Below are 23,523 nucleotides of genomic sequence, written 5' to 3'. Positions count from 1 at the left end.
CGATATCGCTAAAGCTATAAATCTTTCACACTACTGAGCAACTTGCTCAGTTTTATAATATCTGCATTATTTCATAATCTAGCTTCCTCACAACAGCTAAAAGCTGAGTTGTATCTTTAACACATTGATTTTAAAGAGCTTGATCAACATTGCTCGCATAACGCCAACTCACTTAAGCTAATAAAACAACCTAACTTTTGTTTATATAAAATTAATTTTTTACTTTTATATGCTATCAATCCGATAGATTTCCAGCGATTCTAGGTCTATATGTGACAACTTTTTGGCCATTACTTTTATTAATAAAACATATAGTATTTTTCGTTTATCGCGTTTATTAAATAATCAGTATACTTCCCACCAAATTAAACATCTGTATGACTTGAGACCAAAAATAAACCCACTTCCAGCTCAAGATCAGCCACAGAAAACTTGAAAATTTTTTGAAGCAAATACTTTTCGGCTGTTTGCTTCCCTAGGAAATATTTATTTTGTGTACGGAGAAATCAACATGGGTAGAGTATTACCAGGATTAAGCAGCAAAGGTAAATTAAAGTTAGCAATAGTTGCAGCTCTAGCAACAACTACTCATGCTGTCTTTGCAGGAGGAATTAATCCTACCAATAGCAATACTACTGTTACCCAGCAAAATGGGGTCGATATCGTCAATATAGCAAAACCTAATAGTAAAGGTTTATCCCATAATACGTTCAACAAATATAATGTGAGCCGAAAAGGGGCCGTTTTAAATAATGCAACATCTAAGGCACACTCACAAATACTAAATAAATCGTTAAAGGCAAATAGTAATTTAAATGGCCAAGCTGCCTCTGTTATCTTAAATGAAGTCGTTAGTAAAAACCCCTCTACGATTCTGGGCTTACAAGAAGTATTAGGTAATTCGGCTAAATTAATCATTGCTAACCCTAACGGTATTAGCTGTGATGGTTGTGGTTTTATTAATACACCCAATGCCACTTTAGCTGTTGGTAAGCCAAATATTAATGATGGTGAAATAAAGTCATTTAATGTTAATAATCAAAATGCTAGCTTACATGTAACAGGTAATGTTTCAGCAAAAGATACAGTTTTAAACTTGATTGCACCGAAAGTAACCGTTAATGGCCAAGTTAAAGCAGGTAAAGAACTTAATATAATTGCTGGATTAAACCAGGTAGATTATGACCAGCAATCGGGAACTATTAAAGCGATAAAACCTTTAACCCAAGCAGTTAGTAGTTTCGATGCACAGTTATTAGGTGCCATGCAAGCTGGTCGTATTCGAATAGTGAATACTGCTAAAGGTGCGGGTGTTAACTTAAGTGGTGCAAATATTAAAGCTGACGAGTCAATCTCTATAGCATCAGCTGGCAATATAAACATTGCTTCAAAAAAGATAAATAATAATAGCTCCATACAAAGAGCTAAACTGAAGAGCAAAGAAAATATTGACTTAAAAGCAAAGAATAATATCAATCTGACTGCAGCAGCTGTAGAATCAAAAAATATAAATATAGCTGCTGATAAACAGATTAACCTTAACAGATTATCTACAATCGACACTAACACTAAAAGAGATTATCAATTACATGAAGATTTCGCTGGGACTGATATTGGTGAAACAATAACGACAAATACCCAAACTATCAAGCGTAGTCACACTACTCAGCTAACTGCAACAGGTGATATCAGTATTAATGCTGGTGGTAAAGCAAGGTTAGATGGATCTAAGCTAACCGCAAACAAAAGCATTAATCTAACTGCTGATAGTGATATCAAGCTAAACTCTGTAGAAAACACGGTTGAGACCAATATAGACTTTTATGAGTGGTATAGGCTATATGAAAAAAGTACGAGCAATAATACTAAAATCGCAAACAAACAAGGTGTTATTATTAGTGCAGGTGAAAATTTAGTCCTTAGCTCAGGGGGCAATTTAGAGACTAATGGTGCTAGGCTTAATGCAGAAAACAGCATTAAATCACAGACAAAAGGAAGCATTATTTTCACTGATAGCTTAAATAGCCACTCAAGTTCATACTCTTTAAGAACAAAGAACGAAGGCTGGTCATTAACCAGTAGAAAGCAAGATAGAAACCAAGTAAGTAGAGACCTAAATAGAACCAGTATTATAGCAGGCAACAATATTGATCTTAATGTAAATGATTCAGTTAAGCTTTCCGCAGCCCATGTAGTCTCTGATGGCAATATTAATATTTTAGCTGGAAATAATTTAACTGCCGAAGGCGCAAAGATCAGTGCAAAAAATAACTTTCATGCTAATACGCAAGGAGGAGTAGAGCTCATTGGTCGTGTTATTACTTCATCAAATAAGAATAAGTCAAGTAATTCTGATGGCTTCACAAGCCAAACTTCAAATAATCAAAATACTAAACAAACGGTTAGTCGAACAACAGTTTCTGCAGGGAAAAACTTGGCCATTCAATCGGATAAATCAATAACCCTTGCTGCGACTGAATTATCTGCGGAAGGAAACATAATTCTTGATGCAAATGATGATGTAAATATTACTACCCGCCAATACAGTCAAACCAGTAGCCAAAATTCATATAGTGGCGATACGGTAGGTGGAGCCTTCTGGGGATCTTCAGGTAGCACAAATCGTGATGATATGCTAAATGAACGTTCTACCGTTAAGGCTGGTGGTGGGCTATTCATTAATGCTGAAAACAATATCCGTATTCAAGGCAGTACTGTTTCCGGTGAGAAAGGTGCATATGCATTAACTGAAAAAGAGTCCATTACTATTGATAGTGCAACCAATATTAGAGAAGCTGAGCTATCAGAATACAAAAACCGTTTTATTTGTATAGCAACTTCTAATACAGACTCTGATTCAAGAAAAACAGAAGCGGTTGGGTCAGAGGTTTTATCTAATACCAACATTCAACTATCAAGTGCCAAAGATACTCAAATAGTGGGTAGCCTGGTAAAAGCAGCTAAAGACCTAAATATTAAAGCAATAGGCGATATTATTATTGAAACTGCTTTCAATAATAACTCATCTAATACAGATAAAAACAGCACAGCATTTTTTACTGAAGGAAATGTTAATGATGAAGCAGGCGAGGCTAGTGGTACAATTGGTATAAAGGTCACTAATACTGTTGAAAACCATGATGCGTCAACAGCTGTTAAAGGTGGCTTAGCTGCAGGAAACAATATTAATATTGAAACCCAAGAAACCTTTAAAACTAATGGTGCTGATTTAACTGCAACCAATAATATTGCTGTAACAGCAAAAGAAATTGATAACCAGGCAGCATACAATACTGAAACTAATAGTAAAGAAACTACGGAAACTACAGCAGGTATTACCTACTATGCGGGGGTAGAACGTGTCGGTAATGACTTTAAAGTGAATTACAATAATGAAAAGTCTACTCAGTCTTCCTCTAATGCCGTAGTGAATACCTTTAGTGCAGGTGGTAATATTCAACTTAATGTAGGGAATAATATTGTTGATGAGGCCAGCAACCTGAATGCTGGTGGAAGCATAGAGCTATCCGCTAAAAATATTAAACAAAATGCTGTTCAAAATACAAATACGGTTACTAAAACCTCAGAGACTGGCTTTGGCAGTATAGGGGTTACCATCAACCCTAGCCTAAAAACAGTTTATGATGATCAAGTTAAAGATATTCGAAATGGCGTTATTCCTACCTCTATTGAAACACAACACATTGACCCTGATTTTGGTTTTAACCTTGCTGGTGGATATGACAAAAGTAACAGCCAAACAACCAATAAAGCGGCGGTTACTGGCACTATTAGTGGAAAACAAGTTATTTTAACAGGTAAGAACTTAGTTTTAGAGGGCTCAAATCTTAAGACAACTTCAGGTGATGTAGTCATCAACGCAGATCAATACAACCACATAGCCGCATACAATTCAGCTATTTCTTCATCATTTGCTGAGGGTGGTTCTGGTAGTGCACGTCTTGCAACGCAAACTACTAAAGATCTTCGTGTCACTACTAAAGGCGAATACCATTGGAATAACGGTTCCAGTAAAGATATGACTGCTGTTGTGGGAAGTATTAATGCCAAAGGTGGCAACGTATTATTTAATGTTGATGAAGGTTATATAGAAGGAGTCGATATATCTACTGGCAGTGATGTTTTAGGTGTTTCAGAAAATAATTTTACTTTTGCAGCAGCAAAAAACACCTCAACTTCATCAGATCGCACATTTAAGGTAGGTGGTGAGTTAAGCTTTAAGATTGGCAAAAATAAAAAAGGAGATGTATGGACAGACCAACTATCAGATAATCTATTTGGTAAAGCCAAAAATAAAGCAACAAATTTATTTTCTTCGACGTCGGATAAACCTTCAAAACTTGGTCAACTGAAAGATAAAGTAACTTCAAGCAGTGTTTATAAGAAAGGCGCAGAAGTTGCCTATAAAACTAAACAAAATATTGATGATACAAGAGTAAAGTCATCTAAGGGATTTGGCATTGCCGGCCATTATGAAGACAAAATAGCAACAAAATCATCAACCACTCACAAAGTTGGTACGATAACAGCAGGTGGTGATATTCGTTTCACTGCAAAAAATGGTGATATTACCCTAGAAGCTACTCAAGTTAATGCAGAAGGTAAAACAGACTTTATTGCTGAAAAAGGTAGTACTGAATTATTGGCTGTTTATGATTCAGAAAGCAGTAATGTATCTCATCACAAGGTTGCAGCTGAATTAGGTATTAAAGCTGATAATGATGAAGCTAACTTAAGAGGTAAAAATGATACTAGCGCCACTGATAAGAGTGACTCTGACCAAAAAGATAAAAATGAAGTGGCTGCAAAAGATACAAACAAAAAAGACAAATCAAAAAGCTTGAAGAATGGTGCCTTTAATAAGCTTAAACGAGCTAAGAGCTTTGCAAATATTGGTGCTGATGTACAGTGGAATGACACTGAATCAGGCAGTCAAACTGCAGTTGTTAGCAATATAAGCTCTCAACAGGGCATCAAGATTGTCTCTGGTAAAGATAACACTGTTATCCAAGGGGCTAATCTTGCTACGGGTAATGATGCACAATTCACTCTGGCTGGTAAAGGTGGTGTTGATTTTCAGGCAGTCACTAACACTAGCTTTATTAATGAAAGCATCAACAATGCAGGCTTAGGTATAGAACAGAAAAAAGATGTTGTTTCTATTAACAGCGATCATAAAGCATTAGATAACTTTATAGTAAAAAGGAAAACCAAGCCATTTACTAAACACAAACTAACCAATGAACGAACCAGTGGATTAAACTTAGAGTTTAGCCGTGCTAACTATACAACAACTGAGCAACAGGCTGGTTCGATTAATGGTGGTGCAATTGAGGTGACCTCCAATAATGGCGATGTCAACTTCGTAGGCACCGATGTAAAAGCAAACTTTTTAAAAATTCAAGCGAAAAATCTTACTCATGAAGCGACTACTTCAACAGTAAAAGGAAGTGGCTGGAATGCTAAATTATCCATCAACCCTTTAGAAGCAACCTTAATCGATGACAGAATCAGCGGTTTAGATAAAGTTGAAAAAGCCAAAGCAGAGGGAAGAAACTACAAGAATGGCATTGGTGGTGGCTATGACAATAGAGATATAGTCACACGCAAGGGTGGCAATGTTCAGGTTAATAACATTGATATACAAATTGATAATAATGTTCGCTTGGTCGGTACAAATTTAAGTGCAACCCAAGGGCAAATATCAGCTGAAAATATACAACTAGATGCAGCAACTTCAACACACCAGCAATTTAAAGTGCAAGCAGACTTGGCCTTAGGCTTAGAAAGTAAAACGGGTGTTGAATACAAAGATATCGATCGAGTAAATCACCAAGGCAGCCAACTGCAAATTGGTGATGGCAAAATATCTATAAATAATGACTTAGCGTTAACTAATGCTACTGTTACTGGTAATACTGATATAAAAGTGGGTGGTGACTTAACAGCGACGAGTATAAAAGACAAAGATATCAGCACTGAAGTTGATACTTCTGTAGAAGTAAAAAGACCTGCAGGAACCATTACTTTTGCTGATGTGGCTGAGAAAAATCTACCTATCTTAAACATAATTAGGCAGGTAAAAGATTTGTTAACTTATCAGTTTAATGCCAAAACCGATGTTAAAACCAGCAACTCTCATGCAGTTAAACAAGCTGCAGAAATAACGGCTAAGCAGTTAACTGTTGGTGGTGATGCCACGTTAACAGGAACCACAGTTGCAGCCGACTCAGTTGATGTTGATGGCACTATCCAGACAACTAGCGTTTCTGGTTCAGTTAATAAAACTGAAGCGACAGGTAATATCTCATTAGGCTTACAGCCTATAGTTGACCAAGTAAAGCAAGCCTCTGCTGATATTTCTACAGGCAAAACAGTTGGAGATGCTCTAAAAACAGCAACTGAAGTACCGTCACCTGTCACTTATGCAACAGAGAAGCACCAACAAACGGTCGAGTCTGCGCTGATTTCTAAAAAGTAACTAATAGCAACATAACCAGTGTAATTGGCTTTTAGGGGCGGCAATTTACTAACAAAGCCCCATAAGCCTATAAATAGTTGATGACTGATGCTTAGCAACGATAATAAAGCCAAGTCAAGCTGACTGAATCAAGTTAAAACAGCTATTAGCCGAATGGAGGCAAATGCCAGGGAAACATTTATAAAAAATAATTAATGAAGGACATAGAACCAAGACATATTAAAAAATCGATTAGTCAAACTTTTTGCTATATTTATAATCTATCCCCTTGCCCAACTAAAGAAACCACCTCACATTCAAGGGGTTTCATCTACACTGTAATCAGTGAGTACAGAATTGGTAGTTATTCTGATGAAACTAAAGCAAACTGTTTGTGGGTTAGGTTTAATACTTGCGGCTCATGTGTTTGCAGCAAGTCAAACAACTGTACAATTGGAAATACCTAAAGACTGGAAAGTAGATATTCCCCCGGTTAAGGAAGAGTTAACCAGCACAAATGCCAAAAAAGTGTGGGTAGCCTTAGAGGAATCTACCTTTGTTGAGATCGAGCAACCTAACACAGATGTCATGTTTGTCATTGGTTTATTAGCCAAAGCTAACCTACCAATAAAAGCAAAAGATCCTTTATCCTTTCAGCAGGAAACTATCAAAATTGAACATAAAACTCCCTTATCAGGACCAACCTCTATCAAGCTCGATAATGTGCCTTTTTCTACTTTTAATGTAAAAGTAAGGGGCGCCAAACAAAAAGTGTTTTTCGAGTCTCACTATATTGGCTTTGTAGGAGATCATATTCTCCAAATATATACTTCATGTCTGTCAATACAAGCCTGTGCACCAGCCAATAAAGCAATTGCTCAGCTAAAAATCAATTAAATTCAAGGCTGCCTGCTTCACCAGACTGATAAAGTCGACTTCAAAAATTTATTTGATAGCCCCTTGACCCTAGAGCTAACTCCAAGGTTTATACTGCTTGTGTGATTTAGCTATACCAGAGTGACTATCAACAACTCTCACTAAAATACTTACAACACTTTGGTAATATCGGAGGACCAACAGTGACAGTCGCTACCCAGTTTTGGATATTACTTACTGAGTCAGCCCCTTGGTTATTATTAGGCTTTTTTATGGCTGGCCTGATTAAAGTATTTGTTCCTCCCGCATGGGTGGAAAAGCACCTTAAACATGGTCGCTTCAGTAGTGTTTTTAAAGCAGCTCTCATTGGTGCGCCATTACCTCTATGCTCTTGTGGAGTTATTCCAGCAGCAATAGGTGTTCGTCGAGCAGGCGCATCAAAAGGTGCCACCACTGCATTTATGGTAGCAACCCCAGAAACAGGCGTCGACTCCGTTAGCTTGTCTTATGCCATGATGGGCCCCATTATGGCAATTGCAAGACCTATTGCAGCTATTTTTAGTGCAATAACTTCAGGCATTCTTGTTACTTTATTTGAAAATAAATCAGATGAAGATCTCTCTAGTAGCTCAAGCTGTAGTAGTTGCTGTACACAAAAAAATAAACCCAGCTGTAAAAATGACAACAATAATCAGGTTAAAAAATCAAACTCACTGTATCAAAAATTAATAGCTGCTTTAAAGTTTGCTACAACTGACTTATTGGCTGATACCGCAGGCTGGCTACTCATTGGCTTACTAGGAGCTGCTTTGATAACCAGTTATGTGCCACAAACTTTTTTCTTAGAATGGGGTAATGGGGTAGTTGCCATGGCAGTTATGGTGCTAATTGGCATTCCCATGTACATTTGCGCAACAGCTTCCACTCCACTAGCAGCAGGTTTAATGTTAGCGGGTATTTCACCAGGAGCTGCTCTGGTATTTATGCTTGCAGGCCCTGCCACTAATATTGCTACCTTAGGCGTGATCGGCCGAGAACTTGGCAAGCGTTCACTCATTGCATGCTTAGTTGGCGTTATTAGCACAGCTATTTTCAGTGGTTTGGCCCTAGATGCGACTATAAACTATTTTGGCTGGTCAATAGCATTAGCTGGCAACCAGAATCATCATGCAACAGGGATAGGCTGGGAAACCTTCATGGCATTGTTATTGGTTGGTTTAATGGCCAGAGTATATTGGCAGAAAATAAGAAGGCAGTATCTGCCGTCTTTAATGAATATAACCAAAGCGTAGGTTTACATTGTTAGCCTTCCAATGAAGTCCTAATGGAAGGCTACTATTTGTGAGGGCACCCTATTGAGCATAAAGTGCAATATGAGGTTTTAGCTCTTTATTCACCCGTTTCAGCAAATGTAGCTCAAAATAGGGATTAACCTGACGAATTCGAGTTTTTAATAATGCTGCTAGCCACCTTGAATCCTTCATCGAACGAGTAGTGACCACTGCTCGGGCATTCTCTTTAACCATCTGATCGACAATACTATCCAGCACATAACGCACATCGAATAAACGGTCTTGAACTTCATTCTGGTTTAAAATAATTATATTGAGTAGAACTGAGTTAATATCTTGGGGTAACTCAGCTAATACCTTACGCTGCTCATCACTAAGTGACTCAAACAACGTCTTCGCTATTAGAGAGTCATCTCCTTCAACTGCAGGCTGAATAATTGTTACTCGGCCAGTTGTCTTATTGTTTCTAACTGCCGCAGCCACTTGTGCTTTCACTTGCTGCCGAATTTGAGTAACTAACTCTTCTCCACCCGCAATATCAGGAAGCACTTGTTGAGCCACATTTGCATAGTATAAAGCTTTGGCTTGATTGTTCTGGCTATATTCATGATAAGCCACTCTCATCAAGCGACTGGCAAGGGTTTGTTTTAAGCTACTTAGCTCCGGATGATCAGGCTTTTCCCTTTCCAATTGATGGAGAGTCGTTAATGCACTATTTGATACAGGCTTAGTCAGGTTGCCAGTTTCTATCAAACGTTTAATTTTATTAGCCAGTTGATCAGTTTTTTGCTGGACTTTAGCCACCCGATAGTCTGGCTCAGCTTGTATAGCTGAAAGCTTTGTTTGAACAGCTACTGATTTACTTACTGCCTTAGCTTGCGTAGTTTGAGAGCCTATTGGCGACTGCTTTTGTACAGGCGTAGTTACCTGACAGCCCATCACTAAGGCAGTAATGCCAATAAGAATTTGCTGACTTACTGCCTTTAAAGCAAACTTTTTCATAGCCCCGGGAAAACTTAACTGGTACACAAAATTATCTTTCTTTTACTTGGTTTGAGCAACGCTCAAAGTTTATCTTATTTTAGTGTGTATACGCAGAGCTAACTAACCGTAGATTAACGCTCTTAACCCTATTGAAGCACTTCACTTATAAAATGCACTGCTAGGATATAACCAATGACAGTAACTAAATGTCGAGTTATCTAATTAAACTATATGAAGTGTTAACCAAGCTATTAGCCAAATAATCCAGCATCTAGCCAGTTAATTTAGTTACCTATCTTCAATGTCTTTGTTAAATAAATAGCCAATCAACATAAAGTTAAACTGGATTACATAATACCTTATCTAAGCAAGCCTTTAAATCTATGACTGGCTTTAATTGTGTAACAAACCTTTAAGTTAACAGTTAGTCTGCTCTTTTTAGGTTTTTCTTAAATAACTGTGACAAAGTTGGCATAACCATACTTAACAAAAATAATGCACCTGCACACACTACGATTGTAGGACTCGTTTGTGTGTCCCAGTGATAAGAAAATAGCAACCCACTTAGTACAGCTAAGCTTCCAATTAAGCTTGCTCCAACGGCCATCCACTCAGGTGTTTTAGCAAAACGTTGGGCTGTTGCTGCAGGGATAATCATTAACGATGTTATCAATAACATCCCGACTATTTTCATCGCCACAGCAATAACTAACGCGATTAATAACATCAGCGCTAGCCGCAACCATGTAACAGGCAAACCTTCTACCTTTGCCAAGTCTTCATCTACGGTTATTGCAAGAAAAGGTTTCCAAAGAAAATAAAGCACCACCAAAACAAGTGCTCCACCAGCCATAATCCAGATAATATCTGTTTTAGTCGCTGCCAGCAGCTCTCCAAACAAATAGCCCATTAAATTGTCACTAATCTCTGTACTATCCATCAGACTTATTGTAACTAGACCTAAAGACAAAGAGGTATGTGCCAAAATACCTAATAAGGTATCTGAAGCAATCATCTGCTTCTGCTGTAACGAGACTAATAATATAGCTAGTAGCAAACACACTATGATCACTGCTAGAGTAAGATTTACCTGCAACAAAAAGCCTAATGCCACACCTAAGAGAGCAGAGTGAGCCAACGTATCACCAAAATACGCCATTCGCCGCCACACAATAAACGAGCCTAATGGCCCAGCCACAATTGCTACGCCTATTCCAGCCAGCAATGCATCACTTAATAACCAAAAAAAATCAACCATATAACTTAATGTTATTTAATTTATTTATGCTAGTGAACTTGATGTTTATAAAGTCTTTGGATTGTTGATGACCTTGCCATCAACTCCATGTTTGTGATCATGATGATGGGTATACACAGCCAAGTCTTTTTCTGGCTCGCCAAACAGTGCCAAATATTCAGGGTGGTTGCTTATTTGTGAAGGAGAGCCTGAACAACATATATGGCGATTTAAGCAAACCACCCGATCAGTCGCAGCCATCACTAAATGCAAATCATGGGAAACCATCAAAACTCCACATCCTGTTTCATTGCGAATCGACTTAATAAGCTGATAAAGCTCTTTCTGGCCATTGATATCGACCCCCTGAACTGGTTCATCAAGCACCATCAATTGAGGTTTCCGCAGTAGCCCACGTGCCAGTAGAATACGCTGCATTTCACCACCTGACACTTTTTGAACTGGGCTCTTCAGCAGTCGTAATACACCTACTCGCTCTAGCACTGCTGCAATTTCTTGAGCTGAGTAACGACCTGCTAATGCTAAAAATCGTTCTACTGTTAGAGGAAAGGTAGGCTCAATATGCAGTCGCTGTGGCATATAACCAATGCGTAAGTTATGTTGCTGAAATCGTTCGCCACTGATAGGTTCAACCAGTCCTAATACCAATTTAACCAAGGTAGTTTTACCCGCACCATTAGGGCCAATCAAGGTTACGATTTCTCCTTGATGCAGAGTTAAGTTAACACCTTGTAATATTTGTCGTTGTTGAAAGCTAACATCAATATTAGTTAAAGAAACAAGTAACTTAGCCATAGGTTAATTAATCAGGTACATTCGATTGCTCTGCCTGACAGTTAGGGCATAGCCCTACCACCTCAACAGTTTCATTTTCTACTGTAAACCCAGCTTGCTGGGCAAACAGATTGAGCTCTTTAGCCAGTGTACTACTATTAATTTCCATTGCGATTGCACAATTGCGGCAAATGAGAAAGTAGCTCCGATGCTGATGCTCTGGCATTGGACAGCCAATAAATGCATTGAGTGAACTAATGCGATGTACTAGACCTTGTTCTTGAAGAAAATCGAGCGCTCGATATACCGTAGGCGGGGCAGCCTTTTTCCCTGACTGATCAGAGAGCAAAGCTAAAATATCATATGCTCCTAGAGGCTTATGACTGTGCCAAACCAATTCCAGTACTTGGCGGCGTAGCTCCGTTAGCTTAACACCACTTTTTCTACAGAGCTCATCCGCCCGTTCAAGTGCATCTTCAATGCACTGACCGTGGTCATGGGGAGTAAGCAGTAAAGTTTGTTTATCAAATCTAGACATAGTGACTAAGTTATTGTCTAATAAGCGTTATAGTATAACATTTCATATAGATGCTAAATAAAAGTCTTGTTAAATACTTTTCTTTAAGCAACACCTTTTGTCAGTGGTGATTATGGCAAATACAAGCGTTTTAGTTGAATGCTTGTGAGCTGCTGTTATGGAGCTAGGATTTTGTTCAACATTCAACAAGTTAAGCAATTAGTATTAGGTTTGACCCGATGGATAACCATTATCTGTCTTCCTAGCTTGTGTTTAGCATGGCAAACAGTCGCACAAAGCGCCGTTACTAACAAAGTCCAGCCACCTATCAACATTCTGGTATCAGTAAAGCCTATCCAACTTATTGCGAAAGCAATTACTGGCAATATTGCAACACCAGATGTACTAGTACCCGTCTCAGCCTCACCACATCATTACTCACTTAAGCCATCAGATCTTACCAAAATTCGCCAAGCAGATGTGGTATTTTGGATCGGGCCTCAAATGGAAGTGTTTTTACAAAAGCCCCTGGCTAAGCGCTCCCTTAACCAGCCAACAGTCTCTTTGATGAACCTAGAGACATCAATGGCAGGTTTTGCTCCAGTTAACCATCAGCAACACCACGATCATCATCACCATAGCTATGCTAGTAAATTACATATCTGGCTAGATCCTAAACAGGCACTACGAGCAGCCCAAACAATAGCTAACACACTATCTGATCTATATCCTAACTATCGTAGTCACTGGCAAGCCAACCTTTCCCAGTTTGCAGATCGACTAAGAAAAGCTGACCTTAGTAACCAACAACTGCTTTCAACTGTTAATCATAAAGGCTTTTTTGTATTTCATGACGCTTATGGGTTACTAGCTGAGCATTACCAACTCAATATTATCGATAATGTCACAGCAACACCTGATCAGTTGTCTAGTACTCGCCATATCATTCAGTTAAGAAAGAAATTATCTTCCGCAGGTGAAGCCTGCTTGTTTCTTGAGCCTCAGTTCTCGCCAAGAATATTAACCAAGTTAACTCAAGGGCTTCCTATCAAGAAAGCCGTTTTAGACCCACTTGCTATTGAGCAGACAGTAAGTCAGGACGGCTATATAAACTACCTACAAACCCTTGCAGATAGTCTTCATTATTGTTTATCAACAACGGGTTAAAGTGACCAGACCAGAGACAGTAAGCAGTGATGAGCGTCTTCCTTAAATCCTTTCAATAAACTGTCACACTAAACCAACAAACAATTGCTAGCCTTTAAGTTTGGATAAATTTTTTATTATCAAACAAAGGATAAGCTTGTGACAAACAAGTCGGCAGTTGCCGAAAAGCTGGAGAACTACTTAGAAAAATACCAAACTTGTCGCGCCCACACCTGGGTATTGTGCGAGCCACTGGAACAAGATGACTATAACTTACAGGCAATTGCTGAAACGAGTCCAGTCAAGTGGCATTTAGCTCATACCACATGGTTCTTTGAAACATTCATTCTCGCCAAGTTAGAAGACAACTTCAAACCCTTTCACCCGGCCTTTCATCATTTATTTAATTCCTACTATAACGGTGTAGGAAAACCCTTCATTAGACGTAATCGCCATTTACTTTCCAGACCAACAGTAGATACAGTTTACTCATATCGAGAAAACGTCGATGAAAAAATAAAAAATTTACTTAAACATAACAGCAAACTGTCTGACCACCAGCGAGAGTGGTTACTGTTCAGGCTGGCTCTTGGTATCCATCATGAGCAGCAGCATCAAGAGCTAATATTAACTGATTTAAAATACAATTTCTTTCAAAACCCTTTGTTACCTCGCTATCAAACTAAAGCACCCAAAATTAATCATAACATTACCAGTCCAGCTCTAAGATTTATCGAGTTTCCTGGAGGAAAAACTACCATCGGTTATGAGGATAAAGGTTTTAGCTTTGATAATGAAAAGCCCCATCACGAAATATCATTACCACCCTTTTCTTTATCCAATCGGCTGGTATTAAATCATGAATATCTTGCATTTATTGAAGACAAAGGTTATCAAAAGCCAGGGCTTTGGCTGGCTGATGGGTGGGAGTCTATTTGCCGTAGCGGTATAAATAAACCACTATATTGGTTTCAAAAAAATCACGAGTGGTATGAATATACCTTATATGGCAGCATGCCACTCAGCATGGAAAGCCCCGTTTGTCATATTAGTTATTATGAAGCTGATGCCTATGCTCGCTGGGCTGGATATCGCATACCAACTGAACAAGAATGGGAGTTTGTAGCAAAACGATACAGCCACTTGATAGATGGTTCCCCTCATTCCCCTTACCATCCATTACCTCAAATAAACGGTTACGAAATAAACCACTTATTTAATCATTGCTGGCAGTGGACCTTATCGGCATACTTGCCATATCCTAAATTTAAACCATTTATAGATGAAGTTGGTGAGTATAATGGCAAATTTATGTGCAACCAAATGGTATTACGAGGTGGATCTTGTCTAACCCCCCATGATCATATTCGCCCAACTTATCGCAATTTTTTCTACCCTAAAGATCGCTGGCAAATGACTGGCATTAGACTAGCAAGTTAAAGGATTAACTCTCATGTCTACTAATACAGTTTTTTTTTATGATCGTTTGGTAAATGATCATAATACTACTGAAGAAATTTTACAGGATTTAATGACTCACCCAAAAACGATTAAACCCAAATATTTCTATGATAAAACAGGGTCTCAATTATTTGATGAAATTACTCAATCACCTGAATACTATGTAACTAGAACCGAACTCAGTATTTTAAAAGATAATGCCGAAGCCATTGCCCATGCAGTAGGGGATCATACTCTATTAGTTGAATATGGTAGCGGAAGTAGCGAAAAAATCCGAGTGCTGCTAGAAGCAGTTCAACCAAAGGCTTATATGCCACTGGATATATCCAAAGCTCATCTATTAAATTCAGCCCAAAAGCTTGCTGACGACTACCCTTGGTTAGAGATACATGCCGCCTGTTTAGACTATAGCCGGCAGCTGACCTTACCAAGCACAGAGTACAACCATAAAGTAGGCTTTTTTCCCGGTTCCAGTTTAGGCAACTTTGAACCTGAAGAAGCTATACGCTTTCTAAAGCGGCTAAAGCAACAATTAGGTAATAATAGTGGTTTAATCATTGGTATAGACTTAATAAAGCCCATTGAAGTTTTGAATAGGGCTTATAATGATAGCCAAGGTATCACTGCTGAATTTAATAAAAATGTCTTGCTGCATTTAAATAGATTGATAAATGCTAATTTTAATCCTGAGCTTTTTTCCCATGAAGCTTTTTTTAATCAGGAAAAAAAGCGTGTCGAGATGCATTTAATCAGTATGGTAGATCAAATTATTACCATCAATAATCAAAAAATACGGCTAGCAAAAAATGAATCTATTCATACAGAAAACTCATACAAATATACAACAGCGGACTTTATCAGTTTAGCTCATAGTGCTGGGTTGGCTTGCACTCAGCGCTGGGTAGATGATAATGAATGGTTTGCTATTTTTTATGTAGAGTGAAGGCTCGACAGTAACTGTTAATAAATTTTTTATAAAAAAATGTCGCATAAAAAGTATGCGGCATTTATAAATAGTTTAATATTTAGCTCAATATAGCCGGGCAACTATTATGTTATGCAGTCTGCATATGTTGTTGCACGTGGTTCGCCAAGTTATAAAGTGAGTCAACACGGCTATGAATGGTATCAGCTATATCTTGCTTTTGAAACTCAGATAAGTGATGAAGCTTATCCAACCTTAATAAATTTAAATGTAAGCAAGGATTTTGAGCACGAAACTCCCTCAAATCACCATTGACTAAAACAGGCAAAAACTGGTGGCCTTTTTTCTTAAGAAACTCATTAAGCACTTCCAGTCCTTGGTTTAAAGGGTATATCTTTTGCTGTTGCTTGATTGGCAACACCATATATAACTTTTTTGTTTTATTCACTGTATTGGCAACTAGCATAATGTTAGTTGGCAGAACAGCACTTTCATCAATATGATTGAAAATATCATGAAAACAATAAAAATTAGGCAGAATTACCAAACCACTGTTGTAGTTGTTTGGAGTAATTACCTCATAGTTAGAATACAGCTTTGCAACTGTTGGGCTGTACACACAAAAACAGTCAGCAATCAGCTTGAAAAAGTCAATTGCTTTCTTGCGATTAAGGATATGATTTAAGTCCCATACTAAGTCTTTGTTATCGACATCCGTATAGCTAACCATATATTCACCCTGCTTCCTGCCATTAAAAGAAACTTGTGTTACAAATTAAACACCAAATCAATAGTTTTTAGAAACATCATTATTTCTGAATTGTTAACTACTCATTAATAAAATGTGATTTAGATCATATTATTAACGAACAATCGTTAACCAAAAAACCCGTTAAATCAATCATTTGTTTTACATTCATACAGTTTCTAGATCACTATTTTTCAAATAAATAATTCTATCGCGTTCTAGTTATTTGAACAGTCATTTTAATAAAATTTACAATCAAACTAAAAGAGTTGGAGTAAGAGCTAAGTCCTTGCTCATTTTTAGAAGACAAAAGAGTATGTCTGGCATGCTGTGTTCCATCAAATACTAAAACTTTTCAAAGGGTTATCAGCAAACGGGCAGTTCTTCCTGGCTTAACCGCTGGTCTCAGCCACTACCTAGCCTGTATACTCAAGACAAGACTTTACACCAGGGCTAAAGCAGAGGGCATGCCATATTGCTAGTTATCGACGATTCAACCTATCGCTCATCAAGCTATAATAGCCGGATTCGATTTTTGGTACTTCACTACACAGCGATTAACTTTGCCAGTTCTATTGCCGCGCTAACCTCAAAAGTAAGCGCTCACTATTTGATCCCTAATTTAACTGACCAAAGCTATCCTGCAACAAAGCTTCAAGTATTTAAGTTGGTTGATGAATCACAAAGAGCATGGCACGCTGGAGTAAGCGCCTGGGAAGATAGAAGTAATATCAACGATCAATCAATTGGTATTGAGATTGTCTATCAACCAGAGCCAAGCTCTACTGAAGCAGAAAAGTTACTCTTTCCTGACTACCCAGCAGATCAAATTGAACAATTAGTTTTATTATGCAAGGACATAATACAACGCCATCCCGACATTACACCTACACGAGTAATTGGTCACTCGGACATTGCCCCTGCTAGAAAAGCTGACCCTGGGCCTAAGTTTCCCTGGCAACACTTATATTCAGAAGGAATTGGCGCATGGTATGACACAGCAACACTTGAACGTTATCAGTGTCAGTTTAGTGAAGCCCTACCTCCTATCTTGGCAATCCAACAGCAACTTAAAACCTATGGTTACTCGATACAGTTAACAGGTATAGAGGATAAACAGACACAGCAGGTGGTGAAAGCATTTCAAATGCACTTTAATCCTGAGTCCTATTCAGGGTGTCTAGATGTAAAAACAGTTGCCGCTATTTATGCACTAGTTGATAAATACTGTAAACCTTCCCAGTTTTAATTATTATGCTAATTATCAGAAGCAATATCCGTATAATTTCGAATTAAATGCTGGTAGGCAAACGATTTTTGTAAACGAAACAAAGCTATATTAATTAATTCGACATCTTCTTTAGGTACAGAGCGCTTACTGAATAATAAATGGATGCTATTATCGTGCACTACCAAAGGATGAAACTCAAATTTGCCAACCAATTTCATTTGACGAGTTAAAAAAGTTGCCGCTACTTGATCATCAACAACAGCCGTTAGTCGACCAGCTTCAAGTAGCTTCATCCGTTGCTCTGGGCTGGTGGTTAAATGGATTTTTGGTTTGAACCGCTTATCTTCAAGTAACTTTTGAAACTCTGGACCATAATAAGCACCATTACTGGCACCAACTTTAACGTTATATTTAGTAAATAATTCAAACAAACTTTCGGCTGGATATTTTGCAGCTTCTCCTTTACGAAAAATAAGCAACATTACTTCACGTCGATAAGGCTCAGAAAAATAACCGTATTTTTGCCGCTCTTCAGTGATTGAAGCGGCTGTAACCATATCAATTTTTCCTTCTTTAAGCAGCTGCAATGCTCTTCTACCAGGAATTTCCTGCAAACTGTAAGGACAACCTGCCGCTTTAAGCAGTAGATCCATAATAATGGCATCTAACCCATCAGGTTGTCCTTTACCTGCCATCATGAAAAATGGCTCCCATTTATTCCAGGCCACATTAACTTGCTTTGAACAGGCGAAAACATTTACCGCTGTTGCGAGCATAAGGAATAAAACAAGAAAAACTTGATGCCGCTTTTTCATAACAAGCCCCAGAAAGAAACGCTCAATTTAAGGTAAGCTTATATGATAAGGCGGAAACTACCACTTATTTGCTTTTGAAAAAGGGCTTTCGCTTTTCAATAAATGCTTTCATTCCTTCTTTTTGATCTTCGGTAGCAAATAACGCATGAAATGTTCGTCTCTCAAATAAAATTCCTTCTCTCAAACTAGATTCTAAAGCCCGCTCAACAGCTTCTCTAGCCACCATAACCGCAGGCTTACCATAAGCGGCTATGGTTTCTGCAGCAGTAATTGTTTCACTCAGCAGCTTATCGTCAGGAATAGTCCGTGCTACCAGCCCAGCACGCTCTGCTTCTTCTGCCGCCATCATACGGCCTGTTAAAATCATATCCATAGCTTTGGCTTTACCAACCAGTTTAGTAAGTCGTTGAGATCCTCCTATGCCAGGTATCACTCCTAACTTAATTTCTGGCTGGCCAAACTTAGCCGACTCTGCCGCAAAAATCATGTCACACATCATGGCCAATTCACACCCACCACCTAATGCATAACCTGATACTGCAGCAATCTTCGGTGTTCGTAGCGCAGCAAAACTATCCCAGCCAGCGAAATAATCTTGATAAAACATGTCCATATAAGTTTGGTTGGCCATTTCCTTAATATCAGCTCCTGCTGCGAATGCTTTTTCTGAGCCGGTTATGATAAAACATCCTACATCTGGATCTTGATCTAAGGGTTTTAAAGTAGTCACCATTTCTTCCATGATGTCTGAATTTAATGCATTCAGTGATTTAGGGCGATTTAGTTTAACAATAACAACCCGACCTTTACGCTCAACTAAAATGCTCATAAATACCTCATTAATTAAAAATTTGTAAATTTAGCCAGAAATTAAAATTGTAATTTATGAGTCCCAAATCGCGCCGTAGGAAGGAATACCTCGAATCTCTAAACCATGAACAACCTGATAGGTAAGCTTTTGGTTAGATATAATAATAACTGCCTCAGCATTAAAGTAGCGATATGCCAAATAAGCCAGTTTGACCATATCCGGTTTACCGCTTTCAGTAGTATCCCAAATCGTTGCATTTGGTTCTGCAGCCAATATTTCATCCACCAACGCATTACCATAAGTCTCGCGAGGGCTTCTTGTTGACCAGACTAAGTGAGCTGGCACTTCTTGCGCTAATAAGTGAGGTAAACACGGACCAATACCACTGCCTGTTGCCACATATACAACACGTTTAAACAGTTTTTCAATATTGGCGACACCAGCCGTAGGAATACCTTTTACCCATACATGACTTGGAGGATTATCAATAAATGCACCGGTCCAATCACCTGCACGTGAAATCGTTAACCGATACCCTTCCTCGCCTGGTTTTGGCACATTAGCAAATGCATGCCACTCTGCTAGAGGATTTAAGCTAACGGTCATCGAAGAACCAGGAAAAGGTGTCACACCATAATTAAATTTTGCTAGTGCAACATGTGATGAGGGGGTTTCTATCTCAACTGGTACTTTTCTTAGCCTAAGCCAGGGTATAATTATGCTGACACTTACTATGACCAACAACCAAAAACTAAGGCTAGAAAATAAAGCATTGGATAAAGTGCTATCTCCTTTTTGATCGTTAATAAAAACGACCGTCTGCATCCAAAACATTAGTAATGCAGCCCATCCACCAAAACGATGGATTAACTCGAAATTATTATGAAAACGGGCACGATTTGAAGGTAAAGCCATAACAACTATTAATAGTAGTACTGCTAATAATGCATAAGTAATTACCATCGTACCCAGAGATATACCGGGTAGCCCATTAGCATACTGATAGGTGATGGAACCAGCAAACACTGCAAACCAGATTGTGGCCGCTACCGCGCAACCACTATGAAAACCACCAAAATGGTAAACTTTTCCTAAGGTCCAGCGTACTGATAACGGCCAACTTGTGGGGGCTCGAGTAGCAAGCCAAAATAAGAAATTAATAACATACTGTTGTCGCATAACAATGGCAATTGTCATATTAATAACAACAATATTGGCTATTGCTCCAAGTGCAATTCCTTCACTTCCCCACCAGTTATATTGAGTTATCCCTAAAAAAAACGCCCCTAAATTAACAAGTGTCACTAAATAAACAAGACGGTTGTAGTGCATTAATTGCTCATGTTTCCCCAGCTGCCGTAATGGACCTGTTTTTTTAGGCAGTTTTACACTGGGTAACTTAATCTTCGATGCATCTACAGGCTGATTAGCTGAGTTTCCTCTTGTAAAAGTGGACTTTACTGCAACTTTACTTAATTTTTGTTTTTTTGTTGTTTGTCGTTTAACCGTTGTCTTTGATGTTTTCTTAATTTTAGCTGGTTGTTTAGACTGTTCAGCAACCGGTAGTTTTAAGCTTGCAACATTACCCATTACGATGTCTCCCTACTCGTTACAGGATGAAGCTCTTCTGTTGATTGTAATTCCACGTCTTGTTTGTGATGTTGCTGAGCAATTTTAAGCAATTCTCTTTTATCTACTTTCCCCCGACTGGTTCTAGGCAGCTCATCCATAGCAATTATAAATGCAGGAGTGCAATAATACGGTAGAGATTCAGCCACAGCCTGTTTAGCTGCTTCCACATCAACAGTATATGGGCTAACAAACGCTACTAAATTACGGTTATCAAGTTTGAGTGCAACTGCATGTTTACAATCAGGTACTTTTTCCAATACTGCAGAAACAGAATCAAGCTCTACTCGAAAACCTCTAATTTTTACTTGATCATCTACCCTGCCAAAATGCTCCAACTCACCATTTTTAGTCCAGCGACCTAAATCTCTGGTACGAAACATCATTCTGCCATTACCAAGAAAAGGGTCGGGAGCATATCGTTCTTTATTTAACTGTGGGTTATTAAGGTAACCCGCGGTAACACATTCGCCTCCAGCCCACATCTCTCCTACTTCACCGATAGCACAAGGCTTCATATCTTTATCAAGAATATAAACTGTATTATTCGGTGTAGGCTTACCAATGGTTAATTGTTCTGACTCACTGTGATAATGCTGAACTGTATTAACAATAGTAGTTTCTGTAGGACCACAGGAATTATGGAATTTACAAAATGAAGCCCATTTATCCGCAAGTGGTTTAGGGCAAGGCTCACCAGCAACAGCGGCAATTTTAACATTACGACAACTGTCAGCATCAAGCGAACCAAGTACTGATGGTGTCGCTATTACGACATCAGCTTGCTGTACTGCCTGTTGAATATCTTTGCTTCTAATAATCAAAGTTGCTCCATGGGTTAAACAACCAAAGATTTCCCAGGCAGCCATGTCAAATGCAATATTTAAAATTTGTGCTACTTTCATTCCCCGCTGAATACCAAGCCCACCTGGCTCAGTTAAAATAATATTACAAACATTACCATGCGTAACCTGTACACCATTGGGTTTGCCTGTCGTACCAGAAGTAAACAAAATAAAGCAAACATCCTTGTTATTTACATACGATACAGGATTTTTATCTGTTTCTTCACTTAGCGAGTGTTGCATTATTTCATCGATAGCAATACAGGTATGGCCTTCTGGTACAGGTATAATATTTTTAAACTTTTCTAAGGTTAAAATTACTTTTGTATCAGCTGTATTAATAACATGTTTTAACTGTGATTCTGGTGCCACCCCGACATGTTGCGGTACATAAGCCGCTCCCAGTTTTAACGTAGCCAAAATACCTACCAGCATAGGTATGGAGCGCTGCAAAAAAAGTGCGACATTATCGCCTCTTTTAACCCCCAAGCCTTTGAGGAGCTCCGCGAGCCGATTCGCTTGACGGTTAAGCGTTTGATAAGTAATCGATTCATCTAAATGTTTAGCAGCAATAGCATATGGCTGTGAAACAGCATGCACCTCAAATGCTTGGTGAATAGCATTATAATGGACCTGTTCTAAAGGCCCCTGACCAAACTGTTCAAATAGTATCTGATCAGCAGGCGACAACTGGCTTATTGATTGGGCAACAAAATGTTGTTTTAACTCCGAATTAATGAGATCTGTTGTTTGTTCGTCATGGTTTATTTTAGTGAGAGATGGGTTGTTACAGTTTAGTACTTTGGATAGTTTGATAATAGTCTTTTGAATATTCTCATTTTTTTCTTCAGACTGTTTAACTATGCTACTTACAGCATCAAGAGTATTTTTACTTCTCATTAACTCCTTTTCAGCACCTTTTAATTTAAGGTTTACATCACATAATTTTGTCTCCATTGCACCAACTTTATTTTCCAGACTAGCAATGATTTCAGATGAATCCTCACAAATTTGGTGAATGATTTTTTTATACAACTCATTTGATATCACACTATTACTTATTGAATTACCAACAAAATCTATATCTTTTCCATTATTTTCCAACCACATAGAAATTAATGTGTGTGGGTCACTATACTTCAACTGTTCTTTTAATGAGTAACCAGTTTCCACCTTCCCTTTTTCTTTAGTTCTTAGACCAACTTTCACAACTTGTTCGACATTCATAACAATACACCTGATTATTGAGAATAGACAGCATCACCACACAGAAAATACTGAGCAATATAATTTTTTGCTTTTTTAGCTAGATTATTTTTTGCTATTTTTGCGCAGCAAATACAAATTTATATTGAGCAAACACTACGTGTTTTATATAACTCTTTATCTATTTAAATAGGATAAATAACCAGGGTGCCAACTCATACTCACCCATCATTATCTTTATTAAATAACCCAATTAATAACCGACATTTTTATTTTATTTATAGAACCACCATAAAGACTATCTTTATAGCAAAGACTTTCCATAGCATAATAAATACATAACCAATAAATACGACAACCAAATTCTTTTAAAAGGTTAATTGCTTTTATTAATCTAACAGTAAATATGCTTGACTTACCTCCTTAACTTATAAAAGTGAAATTACAAATATGCTATTTCACTTTTATTACAAATCATATCTTAAATCACTAAGAACTATGATTACCTTTTTTAACTAACCTAA

16 protein-coding genes are annotated in these 23,523 nt (G+C 38.1%); 7 read left to right on the top strand and 9 right to left on the bottom strand.

The annotated features are described in order from the left end of the window. Window positions 1-511 precede the first annotated feature (511 nt). From ORQ98_RS19635 to ORQ98_RS19625, 3 genes are all read left to right on the top strand, one after another. Window positions 512-6,502 (top strand): hemagglutinin repeat-containing protein, encoded by a 5,991-nt coding sequence (locus tag ORQ98_RS19635; RefSeq protein WP_274690520.1) that lies wholly within the window; start codon window positions 512-514, stop codon window positions 6,500-6,502. A gap of 351 nt (window positions 6,503-6,853) precedes the next feature. Next, complete coding sequence (locus ORQ98_RS19630; protein WP_274690519.1) at window positions 6,854-7,378, top strand: hypothetical protein; 525 nt, start codon at window positions 6,854-6,856, stop codon at window positions 7,376-7,378. A 182-nt stretch (window positions 7,379-7,560) separates the two neighbouring features. Further along, window positions 7,561-8,649 (top strand): SO_0444 family Cu/Zn efflux transporter, encoded by a 1,089-nt coding sequence (locus ORQ98_RS19625; protein WP_274690518.1) that lies wholly within the window; start codon window positions 7,561-7,563, stop codon window positions 8,647-8,649. Window positions 8,650-8,709: 60 nt separating this feature from the next. Here the strand turns inward: ORQ98_RS19625 and ORQ98_RS19620 are convergent, their stop codons facing one another. The 4 genes from ORQ98_RS19620 to ORQ98_RS19605 form a co-directional block, all read right to left on the bottom strand. After that, on the bottom strand, window positions 8,710-9,651 hold the full coding sequence (locus ORQ98_RS19620) for a hypothetical protein (RefSeq protein ID WP_274690517.1): 942 nt from the start codon (window positions 9,649-9,651) through the stop codon (window positions 8,710-8,712). A 406-nt stretch (window positions 9,652-10,057) separates the two neighbouring features. Continuing rightward, entirely contained in the window at window positions 10,058-10,891 is an 834-nt protein-coding gene (znuB, locus tag ORQ98_RS19615) for a zinc ABC transporter permease subunit ZnuB (RefSeq protein ID WP_274690516.1), read from the bottom strand. A gap of 45 nt (window positions 10,892-10,936) precedes the next feature. Next, complete coding sequence (gene znuC / locus ORQ98_RS19610) at window positions 10,937-11,686, bottom strand: zinc ABC transporter ATP-binding protein ZnuC (protein WP_274690515.1); 750 nt, start codon at window positions 11,684-11,686, stop codon at window positions 10,937-10,939. A gap of 7 nt (window positions 11,687-11,693) precedes the next feature. Then, window positions 11,694-12,203: a Fur family transcriptional regulator gene (locus tag ORQ98_RS19605; protein ID WP_274690514.1), complete on the bottom strand. Its 510-nt coding sequence runs from the start codon at window positions 12,201-12,203 to the stop codon at window positions 11,694-11,696. Between the two features lie 171 nt (window positions 12,204-12,374). Here ORQ98_RS19605 and ORQ98_RS19600 point away from each other — a divergent pair, with 171 nt between their 5' ends. The 3 genes from ORQ98_RS19600 to egtD all read left to right on the top strand — a co-directional run bounded on the left by ORQ98_RS19600 (window position 12,375) and on the right by egtD (window position 15,732). Then, a complete protein-coding gene (locus ORQ98_RS19600; protein WP_274690513.1) occupies window positions 12,375-13,349 on the top strand; it encodes a zinc ABC transporter substrate-binding protein in 975 nt (324 codons plus the stop codon). 138 nt (window positions 13,350-13,487) lie between these two features. Beyond that, window positions 13,488-14,768 carry an ergothioneine biosynthesis protein EgtB gene (gene egtB, locus ORQ98_RS19595; RefSeq protein ID WP_274690512.1) on the top strand — a complete coding sequence of 427 codons (1,281 nt, stop codon included), beginning with the start codon at window positions 13,488-13,490 and terminating at the stop codon, window positions 14,766-14,768. Between the two features lie 13 nt (window positions 14,769-14,781). Next, a complete protein-coding gene (egtD, locus tag ORQ98_RS19590; protein WP_274690511.1) occupies window positions 14,782-15,732 on the top strand; it encodes an L-histidine N(alpha)-methyltransferase in 951 nt (316 codons plus the stop codon). 112 nt (window positions 15,733-15,844) lie between these two features. Here egtD and ORQ98_RS19585 read toward each other — a convergent pair whose 3' ends face one another. Next, complete coding sequence (locus ORQ98_RS19585; protein WP_274690510.1) at window positions 15,845-16,444, bottom strand: hypothetical protein; 600 nt, start codon at window positions 16,442-16,444, stop codon at window positions 15,845-15,847. A 493-nt stretch (window positions 16,445-16,937) separates the two neighbouring features. Between ORQ98_RS19585 and ORQ98_RS19580 the strand changes: the two genes are divergently transcribed. Further along, window positions 16,938-17,711: an N-acetylmuramoyl-L-alanine amidase gene (locus ORQ98_RS19580; RefSeq protein WP_274690509.1), complete on the top strand. Its 774-nt coding sequence runs from the start codon at window positions 16,938-16,940 to the stop codon at window positions 17,709-17,711. An 8-nt stretch (window positions 17,712-17,719) separates the two neighbouring features. Here the strand turns inward: ORQ98_RS19580 and ORQ98_RS19575 are convergent, their stop codons facing one another. From ORQ98_RS19575 to ORQ98_RS19560, 4 genes are all read right to left on the bottom strand, one after another. Next, window positions 17,720-18,508, bottom strand: a complete 789-nt coding sequence (locus ORQ98_RS19575; RefSeq protein WP_274690508.1) for a substrate-binding periplasmic protein — start codon at window positions 18,506-18,508, stop codon at window positions 17,720-17,722. A gap of 64 nt (window positions 18,509-18,572) precedes the next feature. Further along, window positions 18,573-19,337 (bottom strand): enoyl-CoA hydratase, encoded by a 765-nt coding sequence (locus tag ORQ98_RS19570; RefSeq protein WP_274690507.1) that lies wholly within the window; start codon window positions 19,335-19,337, stop codon window positions 18,573-18,575. Window positions 19,338-19,391: 54 nt separating this feature from the next. Continuing rightward, complete coding sequence (locus ORQ98_RS19565) at window positions 19,392-20,909, bottom strand: ferredoxin reductase domain-containing protein (RefSeq protein WP_274690506.1); 1,518 nt, start codon at window positions 20,907-20,909, stop codon at window positions 19,392-19,394. After that, window positions 20,909-23,020 carry an amino acid adenylation domain-containing protein gene (locus ORQ98_RS19560; RefSeq protein WP_274690505.1) on the bottom strand — a complete coding sequence of 704 codons (2,112 nt, stop codon included), beginning with the start codon at window positions 23,018-23,020 and terminating at the stop codon, window positions 20,909-20,911. The genes ORQ98_RS19565 and ORQ98_RS19560 overlap by 1 nt, the downstream gene beginning before the upstream one ends. Window positions 23,021-23,523: the final 503 nt, after the last annotated feature.

It is taken from the genome of Spartinivicinus poritis (genome assembly GCF_028858535.1).
In the GTDB taxonomy this organism is placed as follows: Bacteria; Pseudomonadota; Gammaproteobacteria; order Pseudomonadales; family Zooshikellaceae; genus Spartinivicinus; species Spartinivicinus poritis.
This window is presented reverse-complemented; position numbering and strand designations above follow the sequence as displayed.